19 protein-coding genes are annotated in these 17,697 nt (G+C 56.4%); 11 read left to right on the top strand and 8 right to left on the bottom strand.

Annotation, left to right across the window (positions count from 1 at the left end):
• Positions 1 to 5: 5 nt before the first annotated feature.
• The 5 genes from rsxG to gstA all read left to right on the top strand — a co-directional run bounded on the left by rsxG (position 6) and on the right by gstA (position 4,979).
• Positions 6 to 635: an electron transport complex subunit RsxG gene (rsxG, locus tag SCU88_RS10890; protein ID WP_175341391.1), complete on the top strand. Its 630-nt coding sequence runs from the start codon at positions 6 to 8 to the stop codon at positions 633 to 635.
• Positions 628 to 1,320 (top strand): electron transport complex subunit E, encoded by a 693-nt coding sequence (locus SCU88_RS10885; protein ID WP_138097299.1) that lies wholly within the window; start codon positions 628 to 630, stop codon positions 1,318 to 1,320. The genes rsxG and SCU88_RS10885 overlap by 8 nt, the downstream gene beginning before the upstream one ends.
• Positions 1,317 to 1,952, top strand: a complete 636-nt coding sequence (gene nth, locus SCU88_RS10880; protein ID WP_175341390.1) for an endonuclease III — start codon at positions 1,317 to 1,319, stop codon at positions 1,950 to 1,952. Before SCU88_RS10885 ends, nth begins: the two co-directional genes overlap by 4 nt.
• A 585-nt stretch (positions 1,953 to 2,537) precedes the next feature.
• Positions 2,538 to 4,040, top strand: a complete 1,503-nt coding sequence (gene dtpA, locus SCU88_RS10875; RefSeq protein ID WP_175341389.1) for a dipeptide/tripeptide permease DtpA — start codon at positions 2,538 to 2,540, stop codon at positions 4,038 to 4,040.
• Positions 4,041 to 4,370: 330 nt separating this feature from the next.
• Complete coding sequence (gene gstA, locus SCU88_RS10870) at positions 4,371 to 4,979, top strand: glutathione transferase GstA (protein ID WP_175341388.1); 609 nt, start codon at positions 4,371 to 4,373, stop codon at positions 4,977 to 4,979.
• 37 nt (positions 4,980 to 5,016) lie between these two features.
• Here the strand turns inward: gstA and pdxY are convergent, their stop codons facing one another.
• From pdxY to anmK, 5 genes are all read right to left on the bottom strand, one after another.
• Positions 5,017 to 5,877 (bottom strand): pyridoxal kinase PdxY, encoded by an 861-nt coding sequence (pdxY, locus tag SCU88_RS10865; RefSeq protein WP_175341387.1) that lies wholly within the window; start codon positions 5,875 to 5,877, stop codon positions 5,017 to 5,019.
• 139 nt (positions 5,878 to 6,016) lie between these two features.
• Positions 6,017 to 7,291, bottom strand: coding sequence for a tyrosine--tRNA ligase (tyrS, locus tag SCU88_RS10860; RefSeq protein WP_175341498.1), 1,275 nt, complete (start codon positions 7,289 to 7,291; stop codon positions 6,017 to 6,019).
• Positions 7,292 to 7,425: 134 nt separating this feature from the next.
• Positions 7,426 to 8,082 (bottom strand): pyridoxamine 5'-phosphate oxidase, encoded by a 657-nt coding sequence (gene pdxH / locus SCU88_RS10855; protein WP_175341386.1) that lies wholly within the window; start codon positions 8,080 to 8,082, stop codon positions 7,426 to 7,428.
• Positions 8,083 to 8,139: 57 nt separating this feature from the next.
• Positions 8,140 to 8,475: an MliC family protein gene (locus SCU88_RS10850; RefSeq protein WP_175341385.1), complete on the bottom strand. Its 336-nt coding sequence runs from the start codon at positions 8,473 to 8,475 to the stop codon at positions 8,140 to 8,142.
• A 156-nt stretch (positions 8,476 to 8,631) separates the two neighbouring features.
• A complete protein-coding gene (gene anmK, locus SCU88_RS10845) occupies positions 8,632 to 9,747 on the bottom strand; it encodes an anhydro-N-acetylmuramic acid kinase (RefSeq protein WP_175341384.1) in 1,116 nt (371 codons plus the stop codon).
• 294 nt (positions 9,748 to 10,041) lie between these two features.
• Here anmK and slyB point away from each other — a divergent pair, with 294 nt between their 5' ends.
• Positions 10,042 to 10,509: an outer membrane lipoprotein SlyB gene (gene slyB / locus SCU88_RS10840; protein ID WP_175341383.1), complete on the top strand. Its 468-nt coding sequence runs from the start codon at positions 10,042 to 10,044 to the stop codon at positions 10,507 to 10,509.
• A 92-nt stretch (positions 10,510 to 10,601) separates the two neighbouring features.
• On the opposite strand, the gene slyA is transcribed toward slyB, so the two are convergent.
• A complete protein-coding gene (slyA, locus tag SCU88_RS10835) occupies positions 10,602 to 11,042 on the bottom strand; it encodes a transcriptional regulator SlyA (RefSeq protein ID WP_175341382.1) in 441 nt (146 codons plus the stop codon).
• A gap of 178 nt (positions 11,043 to 11,220) precedes the next feature.
• On the opposite strand from slyA, the gene SCU88_RS10830 reads away from it, so the two are divergent.
• The 3 genes from SCU88_RS10830 to SCU88_RS10820 are packed head-to-tail and all read left to right on the top strand — an operon-like array spanning position 11,221 to position 14,347.
• A complete protein-coding gene (locus SCU88_RS10830) occupies positions 11,221 to 11,460 on the top strand; it encodes a DUF1656 domain-containing protein (RefSeq protein ID WP_138097288.1) in 240 nt (79 codons plus the stop codon).
• Positions 11,457 to 12,314, top strand: a complete 858-nt coding sequence (locus SCU88_RS10825; RefSeq protein ID WP_175341381.1) for an efflux RND transporter periplasmic adaptor subunit — start codon at positions 11,457 to 11,459, stop codon at positions 12,312 to 12,314. The genes SCU88_RS10830 and SCU88_RS10825 overlap by 4 nt, the downstream gene beginning before the upstream one ends.
• 5 nt (positions 12,315 to 12,319) lie before the next feature.
• The gene (locus SCU88_RS10820) at positions 12,320 to 14,347 is read left to right on the top strand and encodes an FUSC family protein (protein ID WP_175341380.1); all 2,028 of its coding nucleotides are present in this window, start codon (positions 12,320 to 12,322) and stop codon (positions 14,345 to 14,347) included.
• Here SCU88_RS10820 and sodC read toward each other — a convergent pair.
• Positions 14,344 to 14,865 (bottom strand): superoxide dismutase [Cu-Zn] SodC, encoded by a 522-nt coding sequence (gene sodC, locus SCU88_RS10815; RefSeq protein ID WP_175341379.1) that lies wholly within the window; start codon positions 14,863 to 14,865, stop codon positions 14,344 to 14,346. The genes SCU88_RS10820 and sodC overlap by 4 nt on opposite strands.
• Positions 14,866 to 14,966: 101 nt before the next feature.
• Positions 14,967 to 15,206: a DUF1289 domain-containing protein gene (locus SCU88_RS10810; protein ID WP_138097284.1), complete on the bottom strand. Its 240-nt coding sequence runs from the start codon at positions 15,204 to 15,206 to the stop codon at positions 14,967 to 14,969.
• A 152-nt stretch (positions 15,207 to 15,358) separates the two neighbouring features.
• On the opposite strand from SCU88_RS10810, the gene eptA reads away from it, so the two are divergent.
• Together eptA and SCU88_RS10800 are read left to right on the top strand one after the other, a co-directional pair.
• Positions 15,359 to 17,011 carry a phosphoethanolamine transferase EptA gene (eptA, locus tag SCU88_RS10805; RefSeq protein WP_175341378.1) on the top strand — a complete coding sequence of 551 codons (1,653 nt, stop codon included), beginning with the start codon at positions 15,359 to 15,361 and terminating at the stop codon, positions 17,009 to 17,011.
• A gap of 22 nt (positions 17,012 to 17,033) precedes the next feature.
• Positions 17,034 to 17,624 carry a TetR/AcrR family transcriptional regulator gene (locus SCU88_RS10800; RefSeq protein WP_138097282.1) on the top strand — a complete coding sequence of 197 codons (591 nt, stop codon included), beginning with the start codon at positions 17,034 to 17,036 and terminating at the stop codon, positions 17,622 to 17,624.
• Positions 17,625 to 17,697: the final 73 nt, after the last annotated feature.

Genomic DNA, 17,697 nt, shown 5'->3' with positions numbered 1-17,697 from the left:
TCGCTATGCTGAAGACCATACAGAAACATGGCGTCACCCTGGCGCTGTTTGCCGCGCTGACAACCGGCCTGACGGCGGTCGTCAACCAACTGACCAAAACCACTATTGCCAGACAAAGCGCAAGCCAGCAGAAACAGTTGTTCGACCAGGTCATTCCCCCGGAGCGCTACGATAACGACCCGCAGCAGAGCTGTTATCTGATTAGCGACCCGCAGCTCGGCGCCGGCGAGCACCGCCTGTATGTAGCGCGTAAAGGCGGGCAGCCAGTAGGGGTTATCATGGAAGCCACGGCGCCGGACGGATACTCCGGCGCCATTCAGCTACTGGTCGGCGCTGATTTTAGCGGCACCGTTCTTGGCACCCGGGTAACCGAACACCATGAAACGCCGGGACTGGGTGATAAGATAGAGCTTAGCCGTAGCGACTGGATCACCGGCTTTAGCGATCGGAAGATTGAAGGTGCCGACGATCCCCACTGGGCGGTGAAAAAGGATGGCGGTCAGTTCGATCAGTTTACCGGCGCCACCATTACCCCACGCGCCATAGTGAATGCCGTAAAACGCGCTGGACTGTTTGCCGAAACGCTACCGGCGCGGCTTGACCAGTTATCCACCTGCGGAGAGAGCCATGAGTAATATCAAACAGATCTTTGCCGACGGGCTGTGGAAAAATAACTCAGCGCTGGTGCAGCTGCTGGGGCTGTGCCCGCTGCTGGCCGTTACCTCCACCGCCACCAACGCTCTGGGGCTGGGGCTGGCCACCACCCTGGTGCTGACGCTCACCAATACGTCGGTATCCGCGCTGCGACGCTGGATGCCGCCCGCAGTGCGTATTCCCATCTATGTGATGATTATCGCTTCGGTGGTGAGCGTGGTACAGATGTTGATCAACGCCTTCGCCTTTGGTCTATATCAGTCGCTGGGGATCTTTATCCCGCTGATTGTCACCAACTGCATCGTGGTGGGCCGTGCCGAGGCCTTCGCCGCCCGTAACGGTGTTTTCCATTCGGCGCTGGACGGTCTGGCCATCGGCCTGGGCGCCACCAGTGCGATGTTTGTGCTGGGTGCGCTGCGCGAAATTCTGGGTAACGGAACCCTGTTCGACGGCGCCGACGCGCTGCTGGGCGACTGGGCCCGGGTATTGCGGGTGGAGGTCTTCCATATGGATAGCCCCTTCCTGCTGGCGATGCTGCCGCCCGGCGCCTTTATCGGGCTGGGCCTGTTACTGGCTGCCAAGTATCTTATTGACGAGAAAATGAAGGCGCGCCGTGCTCAGGCTTCCGGCGCGGCGATTCCAGGGACCCCGGAGAAAGCCTCATGAACAAAGCGAAACGGCTGGAGATTTTGACCCGCCTGCGGGACAACAATCCCCACCCGACCACGGAGCTCAACTTCAGCTCCCCCTTCGAACTGCTGATTGCGGTACTGCTTTCGGCCCAGGCCACGGATGTTAGCGTCAATAAGGCCACCGCAAAGCTGTTTCCACGCGCAAACACGCCCCATACCATGCTGGCGTTGGGGGTGGACGGCGTCAAAGAGTACATCAAGACCATTGGGCTGTTTAACAGCAAGGCAGAGAACGTGATTAAAACCTGCCGTCTGCTGATCGACCTGCACGGCGGCGAAGTGCCGGAGGATCGCGCCGCGTTGGAGGCGCTGCCTGGGGTGGGCCGCAAGACCGCCAATGTGGTGCTGAACACCGCTTTTGGCTGGCCGACCATCGCCGTCGATACCCATATTTTCCGGGTCTGTAACCGCACCGGCTTTGCGCCGGGCAAAAACGTTGAGCAGGTGGAAGAGAAACTGCTGAAGGTGGTGCCCACAGAATTTAAAGTGGACTGCCACCACTGGTTGATTCTTCATGGCCGCTACACCTGCATTGCCCGCAAACCGCGCTGTGGCTCCTGCCTGATCGAAGATCTCTGTGAATTTAAAGAAAAAGTATATCCCTGACGCTTACCCCCTCTTTCATGGGGGGTACTCTCCTGCATCGCCATTCTCAAAAGATTCTGTTATCGACGAAGCGCTGACCGGCGCGATCCCGTGAAAAACCACTTCAGGTGGTAGATTGTTTTTTTTCATTAGCAATTTTCTATAGATTCGTGACTGAGATCACACTGATAACATATTGTTAAATTTATGTTCTTTTTGGACAGGTAACCCATTGCTATTATTAGTGATTATTATTTGATAGCGACAGATATAACCAGACTTTTCCAAAAAGATGGTCTGATGCACCATCTTTACGCTTTAACACCAGGACATATCACCACAAGATACAAAAACGCGCGGAAAATAAGATAAAAATACAACCAACTGCCATTTCATAAAATTTAACGCTGAATAACATTCATGGTAGCCGAGCTTTATTCCATTAAGGGCATGTGTAACAATGTGTGTCAAAAGCCTTGCCTGATGCCTCAGGATAGGGAACATTACCTCCCGTTTTCCCTCCCAATATAAGAAAAAGCGCAACCGCAATGCGGAAATACGCGAATGGCTTCTTCGTTAAATCGGAGATTAAAAAAAGAGGTATATGTGTCAACTGCAAACAAAAAACCAGCAGAAAGCGTTAGCCTGAACGCTTTTAAGCAACCGAAATCTTTCTATCTCATCTTTTCTATCGAATTATGGGAACGTTTCGGATACTACGGCCTTCAGGGGATTATGGCGGTCTACCTGGTCCGTCAGCTGGGTATGTCCGAAGGCGACTCCATCACGCTTTTCTCCTCTTTCAGCGCGCTGGTCTATGGCCTGGTCGCTATTGGCGGCTGGCTGGGTGACAAAGTACTGGGTACCAAACGCGTCATTCTGCTGGGCGCCATCGTTCTGGCGCTGGGTTACGCTCTGGTCGCCTGGTCCGGCCATGACGCCGCCGTGGTCTATGCCGGTATGGCGACTATCGCCGTGGGTAACGGCCTGTTTAAGGCTAATCCTTCCGCCCTGCTTTCTACCTGCTATGACAAAGACGATCCGCGTCTCGACGGCGCCTTCACCATGTACTACATGGCGATCAATATCGGTTCGTTCTTCTCGATGCTGGCGACGCCGTGGCTGGCCGCAGAATTCGGCTGGAGCGTGGCTTTTGCGCTGAGCGTAGTGGGTATGCTGATAACCGTGGTCAACTTCCTGTTCTGCCGCGGCTGGGTAAAGCAGTACGGTTCCAAACCGGATTTCGAACCGCTGCATTTCGGCAAACTGCTGGCGACGCTGGCGGGTGTTGTGGTGCTGGTGGCTATCGCCACCTGGCTGCTGCATAACCAGGAGATCGCACGTATCGCGCTGGGCGTTATCGCACTGGGCATCGTCCTGATCTTTGCCAAAGAGACCTTCGCTATGCGTGGTACCGCGCGTCGCCGTATGATCGTCGCCTTTGTCCTGATGCTGCAGGCGGTTGTCTTCTTCGTACTCTACAGCCAGATGCCGACCTCTCTGAACTTCTTTGCGATTCGCAACGTTGAGCATTCCATTCTGGGCATCGCCTTCGAGCCGGAACAGTATCAGGCCCTGAATCCGTTCTGGATTATGGTCGCCAGCCCGATTCTGGCCGCTATCTATAACAAGATGGGTGACCGCCTGCCGATGCCGCACAAATTCGCCATCGGTATGGTGCTGTGCTCCGGGGCTTTTCTGGTGCTGCCGCTGGGCACGAAGTTCGCGACCGAGGCCGGTATTGTTTCCGTTAACTGGCTGATTCTGAGCTATGCGCTGCAGAGCATCGGCGAGTTGATGATCTCCGGCCTGGGCCTTGCCATGGTGGCGCAGCTGGTTCCCCAGCGCCTGATGGGTTTCATTATGGGTAGCTGGTTCCTGACCACGGCGGGCGCCGCCATTATCGCAGGTAAAGTTGCTAACCTGATGGCGGTTCCGGAAAACGTGACCGACCCGCTGGTTTCCCTGGAGGTGTATGGCCGCGTGTTCCTGCAGATTGGTGTGGTCACCGCCATTATCGCCGCCCTGATGATGCTGGCAGCCCCCCTGCTGAACCGCATGACTCAGGACAGCGAAGAGGCTAAACAGACCGAGCAGGCCACTGCCTGATAGCACCCTGTTTTGATCAGAAAGCCGCTGGCGTCACGCCAGCGGTTTTTTTTTGGTTCATCTCGCTTTAGCGTGAAATGTTTGAAAACGGAAGCTAAAAACCGGCAGAATATGATGATGTGGTGGGCTGTTCCGTTCACTTTAAGTCACTACTTCTCTGGTGATTCACAGCCGGTGAACGGACCTTCTCCTGCGCTACATATTCATCAAGACAAATAGGCTAACCGCCGGTAACTTCATCTTCATGCTAATCCGTGATGAACCTTTTTTTTTATCCGACAGCGCACTAACATAGGTTATCTTTCTGGCCGTTCACCCAAGGAGTGACCGATGAAACTGTTTTACAAAGCCGGCGCCTGCTCTCTCTCCCCCCATATCGTGCTACGCGAAACCGGGATGGACTTCACCCTGGTGAAGGTAGATCTTGCCGCAAAGCAGACAGAAGGCGGGTCCAGCTTCTACGACATTAACCCCAAAGGCCAGGTGCCGGCGCTGGAGCTGGACGACGGCACCATTCTGACCGAAGGCGTGGCTATCGTGCAGTATCTGGCGGATAAGGTGGCCGACCGGCAGCTGCTGGCGCCTGTCGGCAGCGTGAAACGCTACCAGACCCTGGCATGGCTGAATTATATCGCCACCGAGCTGCACAAGGGCTTTACGCCGCTGTTCTGTCCAAACACCCCGGAAGATTACAAGCCACTGGCGCGTCAGGCGCTGGAAGAGAAATTTGGCTATGTGGATGCCTCACTGAAGGAGAAGGCATGGCTGATGGGTCAACGCTTTACGGTGGCAGACGCCTATCTGTTTACCGTACTGCGCTGGGCCCTGGCGCTGAAGCTGGATCTGACGGGGCTTAGCAATATTGAAGGCTTTATGCAGCGAATGAGCGAACGCGAATCAGTGAAAGCCGCGCTGGCGGCGGAAAACGCCAGCGCCTGAGAAAACGCCGCTCTTGCCCCCGGAGCGGCCTTGTTACCTATAGCGCGACGGCATTAAACCATTCGGACGGCGCCGCAATCTCATCCTGAGCGGCCACCACCTGCAGTTCATACTCTTCCATCCGCTTCGTGACCTGCATCAGACCGTATACCGCCGCAGTCACGTGTTCCAGCCCTGCCTTCAGAGCCGCGCCCTGTAACAGTTTTACCAGCATCAGACCGCTGGTGACATCGCCCACCCCAACCGGCTGACGCTCGCCGAAGTCTACCAGCGGACGACTGATATGCCAGGCTTCGCCGGCGGTAACCAGCAGCATCTCAAAGCCATGAGGATCGCGCCCGGCGCGGGCCAGGTGTTTCACCAGCACAATTTTCGGCCCCTGACTGATCAGCTTGCGTGCCGCTGCAACCGCCTGCTCCACCGATGTGACATTGTCACCGCTTAACATCTCCAGTTCCAGCAGATTCGGGGCAATCATATCGCAGGCTGGCAACGAGTAGCGGGCATGAAATTCCGCTACGCCGGGCGCGACGATACAGCCTTTTTCCGGATGGCCCATCACCGGATCGCAAAACCACACCGCCTGAGGATTCGCTGCCTTTACCTGACGCACGATACGCAGGATATGCTCGCCCTGCTCCGCCGATCCCAGGTAGCCGCTCAGCACGGCGTCACAGCGCTTCAACTGGCCGATATTCTCGATACCCTGAACGATTTCACTCAGATGCTCGGGCGGCATCACACAACCTGTCCACTGCCCGTACTGAGTATGGTTAGAGAACTGAACGGTATTGAGCGGCCAGACATTGGAGCCCAGGCGACGCATGGGAAATTCCGCAGCGCTGTTGCCCGCATGGCCGAACACCACGTGGGACTGGATAGCGAGAATATTTTTCATAGTGTGAATCCGGGGAGTGTTTTTTTACCTGCCATAAATACAAAAAAGGCGTGGGACTATCCCACGCCTTTCAATCGTCAACGGGTGCCGCAAACGCGGGGTTTTACGGCACCGATTTTACTCATCGTTATACTTGCCGTTACTTCCAGCACACCAGGCAGTAGTTTTTCTTGCCACGGCGCAGCAGCGTATAGCGCCCGAACAGGCGGTCGGCGTCGCTGAAGGTATATTCCGGGTCGCTCTGCTTTTCACCGTTAATGGTGATAGCGTTCTGGGCGATGGTTTTACGCGCCTGGCCACGGGACGGCTGAAGCTCGGAATCCACCAGCGCCTGCTGCAGATCGGCGTTCTTTTCCAGTTCAATCATCGGCACGCCGTCCTGCGCCAGCTGAGCGAAATCCTCTTCGGTCAGGTCGCCCAGATTGCCGTTAAACAGGCTGCGGGTGATACGCTGAGCGGCAACCAGTCCCTGCTCGCCGTGCACCAGGCGGGTTACTTCTTCGGCCAGTACGTACTGGGCGCGCGGCGCGGCACCGCTATTTTTATCGTCCTCTTCCAGCGCATTGATCTCTTCAATGCTCATAAAGGTGAAAAATTTCAGGAAGCGGTATACGTCAGCGTCTGCGGTATTAATCCAGAACTGATAGAACTTATACGGGCTGGTCTTTTTCGGATCCAGCCATACCGCGCCGCCTTCGGTCTTACCGAACTTAGTACCGTCGGATTTGGTGATCAGAGGCACCGTCAAACCGAAGGCCTGTTTCTGATGCAGTCGGCGGGTCAGATCGATACCAGAAACGATATTACCCCACTGGTCGGAGCCACCAATCTGCAGCACCACGTCGTGGCGCTCGTTCAGACAGGCAAAATCGTAACCCTGTAACAGGTTGTAGGCGAACTCGGTGAAGGAGATCCCCACGTCGTCGCGGTTAAGACGTTGCTTCACCGCTTCTTTGTTAATCATCTGGTTAACAGAGAAGTGTTTACCGATATCGCGCAGGAAAGTCAGCACGCTCATGCTGCCGAACCAGTCATAGTTGTTAGCGGCAATAGCGGCGTTATCGCCCTTTTCAAAGTCCAGGAAAGGCGCGACCTGGCGGCGGATTTTCTCAACCCACTCCTGCACCGTCTCTTCGGTGTTTAATTTGCGTTCGACCGCTTTAAAGCTGGGGTCGCCGATAAGCCCGGTGGCCCCGCCCACCAGCGCAACGGGCTTATGACCAGCCTGCTGGAAGCGCTTGAGGCAGAGTAACGGAACCAGATGGCCCAAATGCAAGCTGTCGGCGGTGGGATCGAAGCCGCAATAGAGTGCGATTGGCCCCTGCGCCAGTCGCTCTGCTAACGCTTCCTCGTCCGTCACCTGGGCCACCAGGCCCCGCTCTTGCAATTGCTGAATCAGATTGCTTGCCATCAAATTCTCCATGTAAATACGACTGCACCTTTGCCGGTACACGGCTTTTCGCATGGGTTGCGAAAAAAATTTTCAGGGGAAAATAATAAAGCGCCGGCCTTCTCAGTGCCAGCGCTATAGTAACAATTTCACTGTAATCAGGGGGCCAGGCGGTCAATTTGCCAGGCGTCTGCCTCACGGCGGTATAAAAAACGGTCATGGAGGCGATGTTCGCCCCCCTGCCAGAATTCAACCTGGTCCAGACTCACCCGGAAGCCGCCCCAGAAGCTGGGCAGCGGAATATCGCCCTGACGAAACTTCTGACGCAGTTCCAGAAATTTACTTTCCAGCACGCCGCGCGCGGAAATACGGCTGGACTGTTTCGACACCCAGGCGCCGATCTGACTGTCGCGCGGGCGGCTGTGGAAATACTTCATCACTTCCAGCGTGGAGAGCCGTTCGGCATGCCCCTGTACGATCACCTGACGATCCAGCACGTGCCAGGGAAAGAGCAGGCAGATCCGGGGATTCTGTTCGATTTGCTGCGCCTTGCGGCTGCCGAGATTGGTATAGAACACCATACCGCGTTCGTCGAAGTGCTTGAGCAGTACGATGCGCTGGAACGGCTGGCCGCTGGCATCGACGGTCGCCACCACCATAGCCGTGGGATCGGCCAGCCGCGCTTCACAGGCCTGGCTCAGCCAGCGTTCAAACAGCGGTAATGGGGCATCGGTCAGATCGCGACGACGCAGGCCGCCGTGAGTATATTCACGGCGCAGATGGGCTATCTTCTGTAAATCTTGCTGGTCAGACATGTGGATTCTTCAGGAAATCAGCGGGTCACGCTATTGTGCGCCCGCCTCCCATAAATCTCAACTTTCGCCGTTTTGCAGCTGGCAGTTGTGCAGCACGATGCTATCCTGGCGCCAGACTGTCGCGTTATCGCCCTTCGACCAGAAGACGTAGATCCCGTCGCTGTAACGTGCGCCGGAGGCTGAAATGCCCTGCTTCAGGCGTAGCTCTTTATCGTTATAGAGGAAACTGACCTCATCGCGATTGCTGTTGTGGGTGACCGACAGCGGTTGCTCATCGCACTGGTACTCAAGGGTGTCCGTGTTCATCTTATCCATCACCGAGTTATAGACCGTATGGTAATAGCTACAGCCACCCAGCATGGCTGGCAGCAGAAGAATAAACAGTTTTTTCATTGGAAAATCCTTGAATGCTTTATTATGGCGCGGACAGCCCCCACACCTGGTTAATCAATAAGTCTAGAAGGTTCCGCTACGCTGTGATTTCGTCCCACTCCGAATCTGATGGTCATTCAGCGAATTTCGCACGCATTGCCTGGCCTGTATTCGCGCTCACTTCTCGTTATCCGCCGGATAAATGGCCCCGAGCAGCGTAGGACGCGAAGCGCCGGTCACCGACGGCAGATTCCCCGGCAGGCCTGACATTGTACGGGCCGCCAGCCAGGCAAAAGCCAGCGCTTCCATATCATCGCCGCTAATGCCCGCCTCATCGGTGGTCGACACTTCAATTCCCGGCAATAGTCCCGCCAGTCTGTTCATCAGCAGCGGATTACGGCTGCCGCCGCCGCAGACCAGCAGACGTTCGCAGCCACCGCCCAGCAGAACCTGTTCAGAGATGGTCACCGCCGTGAGCTCCGCCAGCGTCGCCTGGACATCCTCCGGCGCCAGTCCGGGGAAAGCGGCAAGCTGACGTTCCAGCCAGCCGTAATTGAAGTATTCGCGGCCGGTGCTCTTCGGCGGCGTCTGCGCGAAGAAGGGATCGCTGAGCATTTGCTGAAGCAGAGGTAAAACAACCTGCCCCTGACTTGCCCATTGGGCATCGCAATCGTATGGCAAGCCACGGCGACGCCAAATCCAGGCATCCAGTAGCATATTGCCGGGGCCGGTATCGAAGCCGCGTACCGGTCTGTCTGGAAACAGCAGAGACAGGTTGGCAATGCCTCCGATGTTCAACACCATCCGACGCTCCACGGGGTGCGCCAGCAGCGCCTGGTGAAAGGCGGGCACCAGGGGCGCGCCCTGACCGCCCAGCGCCATATCACGGCGCCTGAAATCCCCAACGACGGTGACGCCAGTCGCGGCAACGATCAGGTTGTTATCGCCAATTTGCATGGTGTGCGGCGCATCGCCTTCTGGCTCGTGCCATACGGTCTGCCCATGACAGCCGACAGCCACCACCTCTGCAGGCCGCAGCCCTTCGCGCTGCATCAGGGTCTGTACCGCCTCTGCGAACAGTAATCCCAGACGATGATCCAGCCGTCCCAGGGTCGAAAGCGTCAGAGGCTGTCCCTGACATACCGCCAGGATCTCCTGCTTCAACGCCATGGGAATGGGATGACAGTAACTGGCCTGCTGGGCCACCATGTTTTCATCAATGACGGCCAGTACCACATCCACACCATCCAGACTGGTGCCGGACATAACGCCAATATAGCGACCCGATCTCATCAGTAATTCCTTGATGCCACTCTATGTTGTGCGAATTAGTCCATCATAAAGTAGAGGTTAATACCATGAATTATTAATATTTTTTAACAAAGGCGATGGTTAATTCATGATTAACGGACAAATCATCCGTCGCCATGCTTTGTCGGTTCCGTTTACTCCCGGTTCAGGCGCCGTTTTTTACTATTTTTATCCGTGGGTATAAGAACCGTATGAAACAGAATGCTCAGATGCCGTATAATTAAGGGATGATGGATGCCCATCAGAGCATTTTATTGTGAACAGGAGATTCATAAGATGATTTCACGTGTGCTGGTAGTTTCACTGGTTGGTTTGACGCTGGTGGGTTGTGCTAACACGAGTACCCTTTCTGGCGACGTCTATAGCGCGTCTGAAGCCAAGCAGGTACAGAATGTTACCTACGGCACCATCGTTAGTATGCGTCCGGTGCAGATTCAGGCAGGTAACGATTCTAATATTATCGGTACCATTGGCGGCGCCGTATTGGGTGGCTTTCTGGGTAACACCATCGGCGGCGGCACTGGTCGTTCACTGGCAACGGCCGCAGGCGCGGTCGCTGGTGGCGTAGCGGGCGATCAGATTGAAAGCTCCGTTAACAAAACCCAGGGCGTGGAACTGGAAATCCGTAAGGACGACGGTAACACCATTATGGTGGTTCAGAAGCAGGGTAACACCCGCTTCTCTGCCGGTCAGCGCGTGGCGATTGCCAGCAACGGCCGTCAGGTTAACGTCTCCCCGCGGTAATGTTTCAGGCGGCGTCTGCGAAAGGCGCCGCTTTGAACTGTTGCAGGAAATAGCGTTCCACATCCGTCGGAACGCCTGCAGCAGTCCGGGGATTAGTCCCGAATCTGCAGCGCAATAATATTCTGCTCCAGCCGCGCAATCAGGCTTATCAGCAGCGCCTCTTCCTCCTGGCTAATTCCCGCCAGAATCTCACGACGGGTTTTATCAATAACGCTTTCCATTTCACTAATCAGCGGCTCGGCCTTTTCGGTCAGCTTAATGCGTTTAGCCCGGCGATCGTTAGCACAGGTGTGACGCGAAATCAGCCCCTTCTCTTCCAACTGATCGAGCGTACGCACCAGCGACGGCTGCTCAATGCCTATCGCTTTCGCCAGCTGGATCTGCGACTGTTCCGGCGGCAACTGATGAATGTTATGTAGCGTGACCCAGTGGGTCTGCGTTAATTCCAGAGGTTTCAGGCGATGGTCAATCAGAGCACGCCAGATGCGCACCAGCCGTGCCAGATCGGATCCCAGTGGCGATTCCAATTTCATCTCCTTTTAATATAATTAGTTTGCTAAGTTATTATAGCCATATTAAACTCGCTGCATAGCGCTTTTTTACCCAGGTATTACCCACTTAGCGCCTGTGCAGCCATCTCACATTTTAGCTATTCTATGGTGATGAGACAGTAAAGACAGCCATTATGTTCATTCTAAAGGATTATCGGCCATGAACGCCCTGTTATCCCCCTCCGGTATGCCGCTGCAGGATCTGGTTTTTGGCGCTTCGGTCTACTTTCCTCCGCTGTTCCGGGCCGTGCTGGTAGGTTTCTTTATCTGGCTGGTGGCCCACCGGCTGCTGAGAGGATGGATCTATTCCGGAGAGGTCTGGCACCCAACGCTGATGGATCTCTCCCTGTTCGTTATTTCCGTCTGTTTGGGTATGATGCTGCTGGTCTCGATACGATGAATTTGAAAACATTAAAATACTTTTCCACCCTTTTGGTTGTGGCCGTCGCTCTGGTGGCTGGCTGGTTGCTGTGGAACTACTATATGCAGTCGCCCTGGACCCGGGACGGCAAAGTCAGGGCCGAACAGGTAGGGATTGCCCCTCAGGTTTCCGGCACCATTACCGAATTGCGGGTGAAAGATAACCAGTTTGTCCGTGCCGGCGATGTACTGTTCCGGATAGATGCGACCCCGTTTCACATCGATGTGCTGAACGCCGAAGCGCAACTGGCGAAGGCGCAGTCCGATCTGGCAAAGGCCACCAATGAGGCGAATCGTCGCCATCATCTGCCGAAAAACTATATTTCCGCCGAGGATATGGATACCGCCGATATCAACGTGAAGGCGGCGAAAGCCTCGGTCGCCGTCGCCGAAGCGACCCTGAAACAGGCGCGCTGGCGGCTTTCCCAAACCACCGTTACCGCACCGGTAGACGGCTGGATTACCAATCTTTCCACCCGCCCGGGCAATTACGCTGCCAGCGGCTCACCGGTATTCGCACTGGTGGACAGCCACTCGTTTTACGTTGTGGGCTACTTCGAAGAGACCAAACTGAGCAATATCCGCCCCGGCGCCCGGGCTGATATCACCCTCTATAACGGCCATCAGAAGCTGGAAGGCAAGGTCTCCAGCATCGGACGCGCCATTTACGATCAGAGCGTAGAAACCGACAGCCAACTGGTGGCGGATATAAAACCCAATGTGCCCTGGGTGCGTCTGGCCCAGCGGGTGCCAGTGCGCATTGCGCTCGCCAGCGTACCGCAGAATATCACGCTGGTTTCCGGCACCACCTGTACCGTCTCTATTCAGCGCTGAAAATCATGAATCTGAGCTGGCTGGAGTGGCGCAATACGCCATGGGGCAAGGCGACGGCAGGCCAGTGGCGCTATGCGCTGCGTAACAGTATCGCCATGTGTCTGGCGCTGAGTATCGCTTATGGCCTCGATCTGGATCAGCCCTACTGGGCAATGACCTCCGCTGCGGTAGTGAGTTTCCCGACCGTGGGTGGCGTTATCAGTAAAAGCCTGGGGCGTATCGCTGGCAGTATTATTGGCGCCACCGCGTCGCTGATTATCGCCGGTCATACCCTGAACGATCCCTGGCTGTTCACCTTTGCCATGGCGACCTGGCTGGCTACCTGCACCTGGGTTTCCTGCCAGTACCAGAATAACGTCGCCTATGCCTTTGCGCTGGCGGGCTATACCGCGGCCATTATCGCCTTCCCGATGGTCAACACCCTGGAGACCACCGAACTGTGGGACATCGCCCAGGCCAGGGTATGCGAAGTGATCGTTGGGATTCTGTGCGGCGCCTTTATGATGATGGTGCTACCAAGCACCTCAGATGGCGAAGCGCTGCTTAAGGCACTGAAGAACATGCATGACCGGCTGCTGGAGCACGCCAGCATGCTGTGGAAACCGGAAACCACCGACGCCATTCGCACCGCCCATGAAAGCATTATCGGTCAGATTCTGACCATGAATCTGCTGCGCATCCAGGCTTTCTGGAGCCACTATCGCTTTCGCCAACAGAACCAGTTGCTCAACTACCTGCTGCATCAGCAACTGCGGTTGACCAGCATTATTTCCAGCATACGGCGGATGCTGCTTAACTGGCCCGACGCGCCTGCGCACCTGTGGCCGCTACTGGAAACCCTGCTGCACGATCTGGCGCGCCCGGAGGTCAGCAAATACGAGATCGCCCGACTGCTGCACCAGATGATGCCGGAGAGCCCCGACGATTACCGGCACCGGGCCTTCTGGCTAAGGCTCCGCTATTTCTGCTGGCTGTGGCTGGACGGGCGCCGCTGGCTGTGGCGGCTGGAAACGACCACCCCGGTGGAGTCGCTCAGTCCCCCAGGTGCTCCCTCCCTCGCCCGCCACACCGATAACGCCGAAAACAGCTGGAGCGCATTCCGTACCTTCTGCGTCATTACCCTGACCGGCGCATGGTGTATCGCCACTCAGTGGGAAGCCGGTAGCGCGGCCATGACCCTGGCGGCCATCTGCTGCGTGCTCTATTCTGCCTCGCCCTCGCCGACGGGCTCGGTCAGCATGCTGCTGCGTACGCTGGGGCTGCTGTCGCTGTTCAGCTTTATGGTTAAATTCGGTCTGATGATTCAGATTACCGAACTGTGGCAGTTCCTGATCTTCCTGCTGCCGCTACTGGTCACCATGCAGTTCTTTAAACTGCAGCACAAAAAATATGCCGGTTTATGGGGGCAGTTGATCGTCTTTATGGGCTCGTTTATCTCGGTGACCAATCCCCCCGAATATGACTTCGCCGACTTTCTGAATACCAATCTGGCCAAGGTGATCGGCGTGGCGCTGTGCTGGGTGGCTTTTTCCCTGCTGCGCCCCAGTTCCGATAAACGAAAAGGACAACGCCATATCCGCGCGCTGCGCCGCGGCTTTATCGATCAGCTTAGCCGTAAGCCGCAACGTAATGAGGGCGCCTTTGAATCCCTGGTCTACCATCACGTCAGCCAGCTCAGTAACAGTAAAGACGCGCTATCACGCCGCTGGCTGCTGCGTTGGGGGGTCGTACTGCTGAACTGCTCCCACGTGGTGTGGCAGCTGCGCGCATGGGAAACTCGTTCCGATCCGCTATCGAGAGTGCGCGATATCTGCATCACCACGCTGCGCGATGTGATGAGTGAACGCGGGGTCAGGCAGCGACCGCTGGCCGGGGCGCTGGCGGAACTACAGAAGATGTGCGACACGCTGTCCCGGCATCATAATCCGGCGGCGCGGGATCTGGCTGGGATTATCTGGCGTCTGCACGGTTCGCTCCAGCAACTGGAGCAGGCAGTGCCTGCCGATGAGGCACCGCCACAGGCAAAATCTTAGCCGATTACCCCGCAGGCAAAGCGGGCGCCGCCGCCGCCCAGTGGCTTCGGCATATCAGACATATTGTCACCGCCCACGTGAATCATCAGCGCCTTGCCTTTGATTTCATCCAGCGACTTCAGGCGCGGCGCGGTCACCGGTGAGGTGGCGCTACCATCCTGACTCACCGTCAGCACCGGCAAATCGCCCAGATGCCCGTCGCCTTCCGGCCCCAGATGCTTACCGGTATTGTGAGGGTCAAAGTGACCATCAGCCGCACCGGCGGGCGTCAGCTTACCGTCCACGGTTTTGGGATCGCAGCTACCATTGGCATGAATATGGAAACCATGCTCACCATCCGGCAGTCCTTTCAGATCCGGCGTGAAAGTGAGCCCATTGGCGCTTTCGCTGATGGTCACCGTACCGACAGCTTCACCCGCTCCCTGTTCGGTCGCCAGTTTCATCTCTACTTTCTCGCTTGCAGCCTGCGCTGCGCCACAGGCTACCAGCAGAGCCAGACCCAGAGTTAATCGCTTCATCGTTTTCTCTTCTCCTTAAGTTTTACAGAATGACTGGCTAAGCATAGCCAGCCTGGCCACAACATGCAGCCAGACGAATCATCTTTTTCATCATTGGGAAATTAAAATAGCGTGGGCTGTTCAGGGGTATCCTGCTCCGGCCCTTTCGCGGCACGCAGCTTGCGCAACCAGCGCTGGTGACACAGGCGCAACACCTCGCGCTTTTGGGCATCGCTCATATTTTGCCAGTTAAAGCGCTCGTCGCGACTACGCATGCAGCCACGGCAGTAGCCGCGTTCATCGGACTGACAAACGCCGCGACAGGGGCTCTGGACGGGGAAAAACTCAAGTTGCTCAGCCACGGCACGCCTCTTTAACGGAATTGCTACAATTGAAGCCTCTCAGGCGCCGCGATGCAAGCGCGGCGGCTCAAATTTTATCCATCGAGACATTAAGGTCTGATTAATCTTTTCTCAGCAAACTGTGCGCAGCAACCGTACAGGAAGAGCTCCCGATGCTGCTGAAAAATAAGTTACAGTGTAACGATTCACTATTTAATCTGCTGTGCGCCACCCTATTTACCCTGATTAATGCGCTGTTTATCCGTCGCAGTTGGCAGGCCATTGCCCCCCATTCTCCGCGCGAGTTTTTATTCGCCGCTTCGGTACCGCTGGTGCTGTTTTGCGCCTGGCTGGCAGTCTTTAGTCTGATAACCCTGCCGCTACTGCGTAAGCCTCTGCTGGCAGTGCTGATCGTCGGTTGTGCCATCGCCAATTATTTTATGTACAGCTACGGCGCGGTCATTGATACCAATATGATGCGCAACGTTTTCGAAACCGATACTCAGGAAGCGATGGCGCTGATTACGCCACAGTTCATTATGTGGCTGGTGCTGGCGGGGCTGCTTCCTGCGGTACTCATCTGTGCCCTGCGTATCCGCCGCGCCGCACGCTGGTGGTATCCGCTGTGTACCCGACTGCTGACTGTGTTGCTCAGCCTGCTGGTGATTTTGCTGGTGGCGGCGCTGTTTTATAAAGACTATGCTTCGCTGTTTCGCAATACCAAAGGCATCGCCAAACTGGTCACTCCGGCGAATTACATCAGCGCCCTGACGAATTACGGTAAAGAGCGCTGGTTTAACGGCGATCGGCGTTTGATTCGCATCGGTGAAGATGCCGGACGCGGCGCCACGCTTGCCAAAGAACGGAAAAAGACGGTGCTGATTGTAGTGCTCGGTGAGGCTTCCCGGGCGCAGAATTACTCGCTGGGCGGTTATCACCGTGAAACCAATCCGGAACTGAAAAAGCAGAATGTGATTTGGTTTGATAACGCGACGTCCTGTGGTACCGAAACGGCGGTATCAGTACCTTGTATGTTTTCGGGCATGACCCGGGCAGGCTACGACGCCAGTACCGCCCGCCACCGTGAAGGACTGATGGACGTTCTGGCTCACGCCGGCATCAACGTGCTGTGGCGCGATAACGACGGCGGCTGCAAAGGTGCCTGCGACAGGATCCCCCAAACCAATATGACGCTCTGGAACCTGCCGGAATGGTGCAGTAAGGGAAGTTGCCTGGACGATGCTCTGCTTTACCGCCTGGATAACATACTCGACGGCGTGCAAAGAGATACCACCATCGTCCTGCACCTGATGGGTAGCCATGGCCCTGCCTGGTACCGCCGCTATCCATCGCGGTTCCGGCGCTTTACGCCGACCTGTGACAGTAACCAGATTCAGGAATGCAGTCGCCAGTCGCTGATTAACACCTACGACAACACCATTCTGTACACCGACGATGTGGTCAGCCGCGTCATCGACACGTTAAAGGCCCGTCAGAGTCAACTCAACGGGGCTATGATCTATCTGTCCGACCATGGCGAATCGCTGGGCGAAGAGGGGCTGTATCTGCACGGCACCCCGCGTATGCTGGCGCCGGATGAACAGGTCAGGATTCCCTTTCTGTTCTGGCTGTCGGAGGATTACGCCCGCCAGACCGGTACCGATACCCGCTGCCTACGCCAGAGCGCGCGCAGTACGGCCATCTCACAGGATAATCTGTTCGATACCGTACTGGGCATGATGGATGTCCGTACCCGGATTTACCGCCCCGGACTGGACCTGTTGAACGGTTGCCGCAGCGTGCCCGAGCGCCTTGCGCGGGGGTAAAGAGCCTGGTAAAGTGAAAGCTATGAGCAAACATCCTGAACATGATACCCGCGAACACCTGCTCGCCACCGGCGAGCAGCTCTGCCTGCGCCTGGGCTTCACCGGCATGGGGCTGAGTGAACTGTTGCGTACCGCAGGCGTGCCGCGCGGGTCGTTTTACCACTATTTCCGCTCGAAAGAGGCCTTTGGCGTTGAAATGCTGAAACGCTATTACACCGCCGCCAATCAGCGGATGCGTGATGCGTTCGCCCGGGGCGAGACCCCCGCCAGCACGCTGCTGCTGGACTGGTATCGCCAGGCGCTGGAGCACTTCTGCCACAGTGGCATGATCGGTAACTGCCTGACGGTAAAGCTTTCCGCCGAGGTGTGCGATCTGTCGGAAGAGATGCGCGAAGCGCTGGAACAGGGTTCGTCGCAGGTGATTGCCATGCTGGCCCGGCTGATTACCAGGGCGCAGCAGGAAGAGGGATTAATGAAAGAGGACGACCCGCTCAGTCTGGCTAATGCCCTTTATGCCCTGTGGCTGGGCGCCAGCCTGCAGGCCAAAATTTCACGCAGCGCCATGCCGCTGGAAAGCGCGCAGGCTCAGGTCAGCCGACTGTTGCGCGGCTAAAAGTTCAGGCGACGGTGTACAAGCCGGCGCTTTTTCTTTACCCTGTAACTAGACGACCGGTCTACTCAAATCA

Origin of the sequence: Jejuibacter sp. L23 (assembly GCF_050815825.1) — a bacterium.
Lineage (GTDB): Bacteria > Pseudomonadota > Gammaproteobacteria > Enterobacterales > Enterobacteriaceae > Jejubacter > Jejubacter calystegiae.
This window is presented reverse-complemented; position numbering and strand designations above follow the sequence as displayed.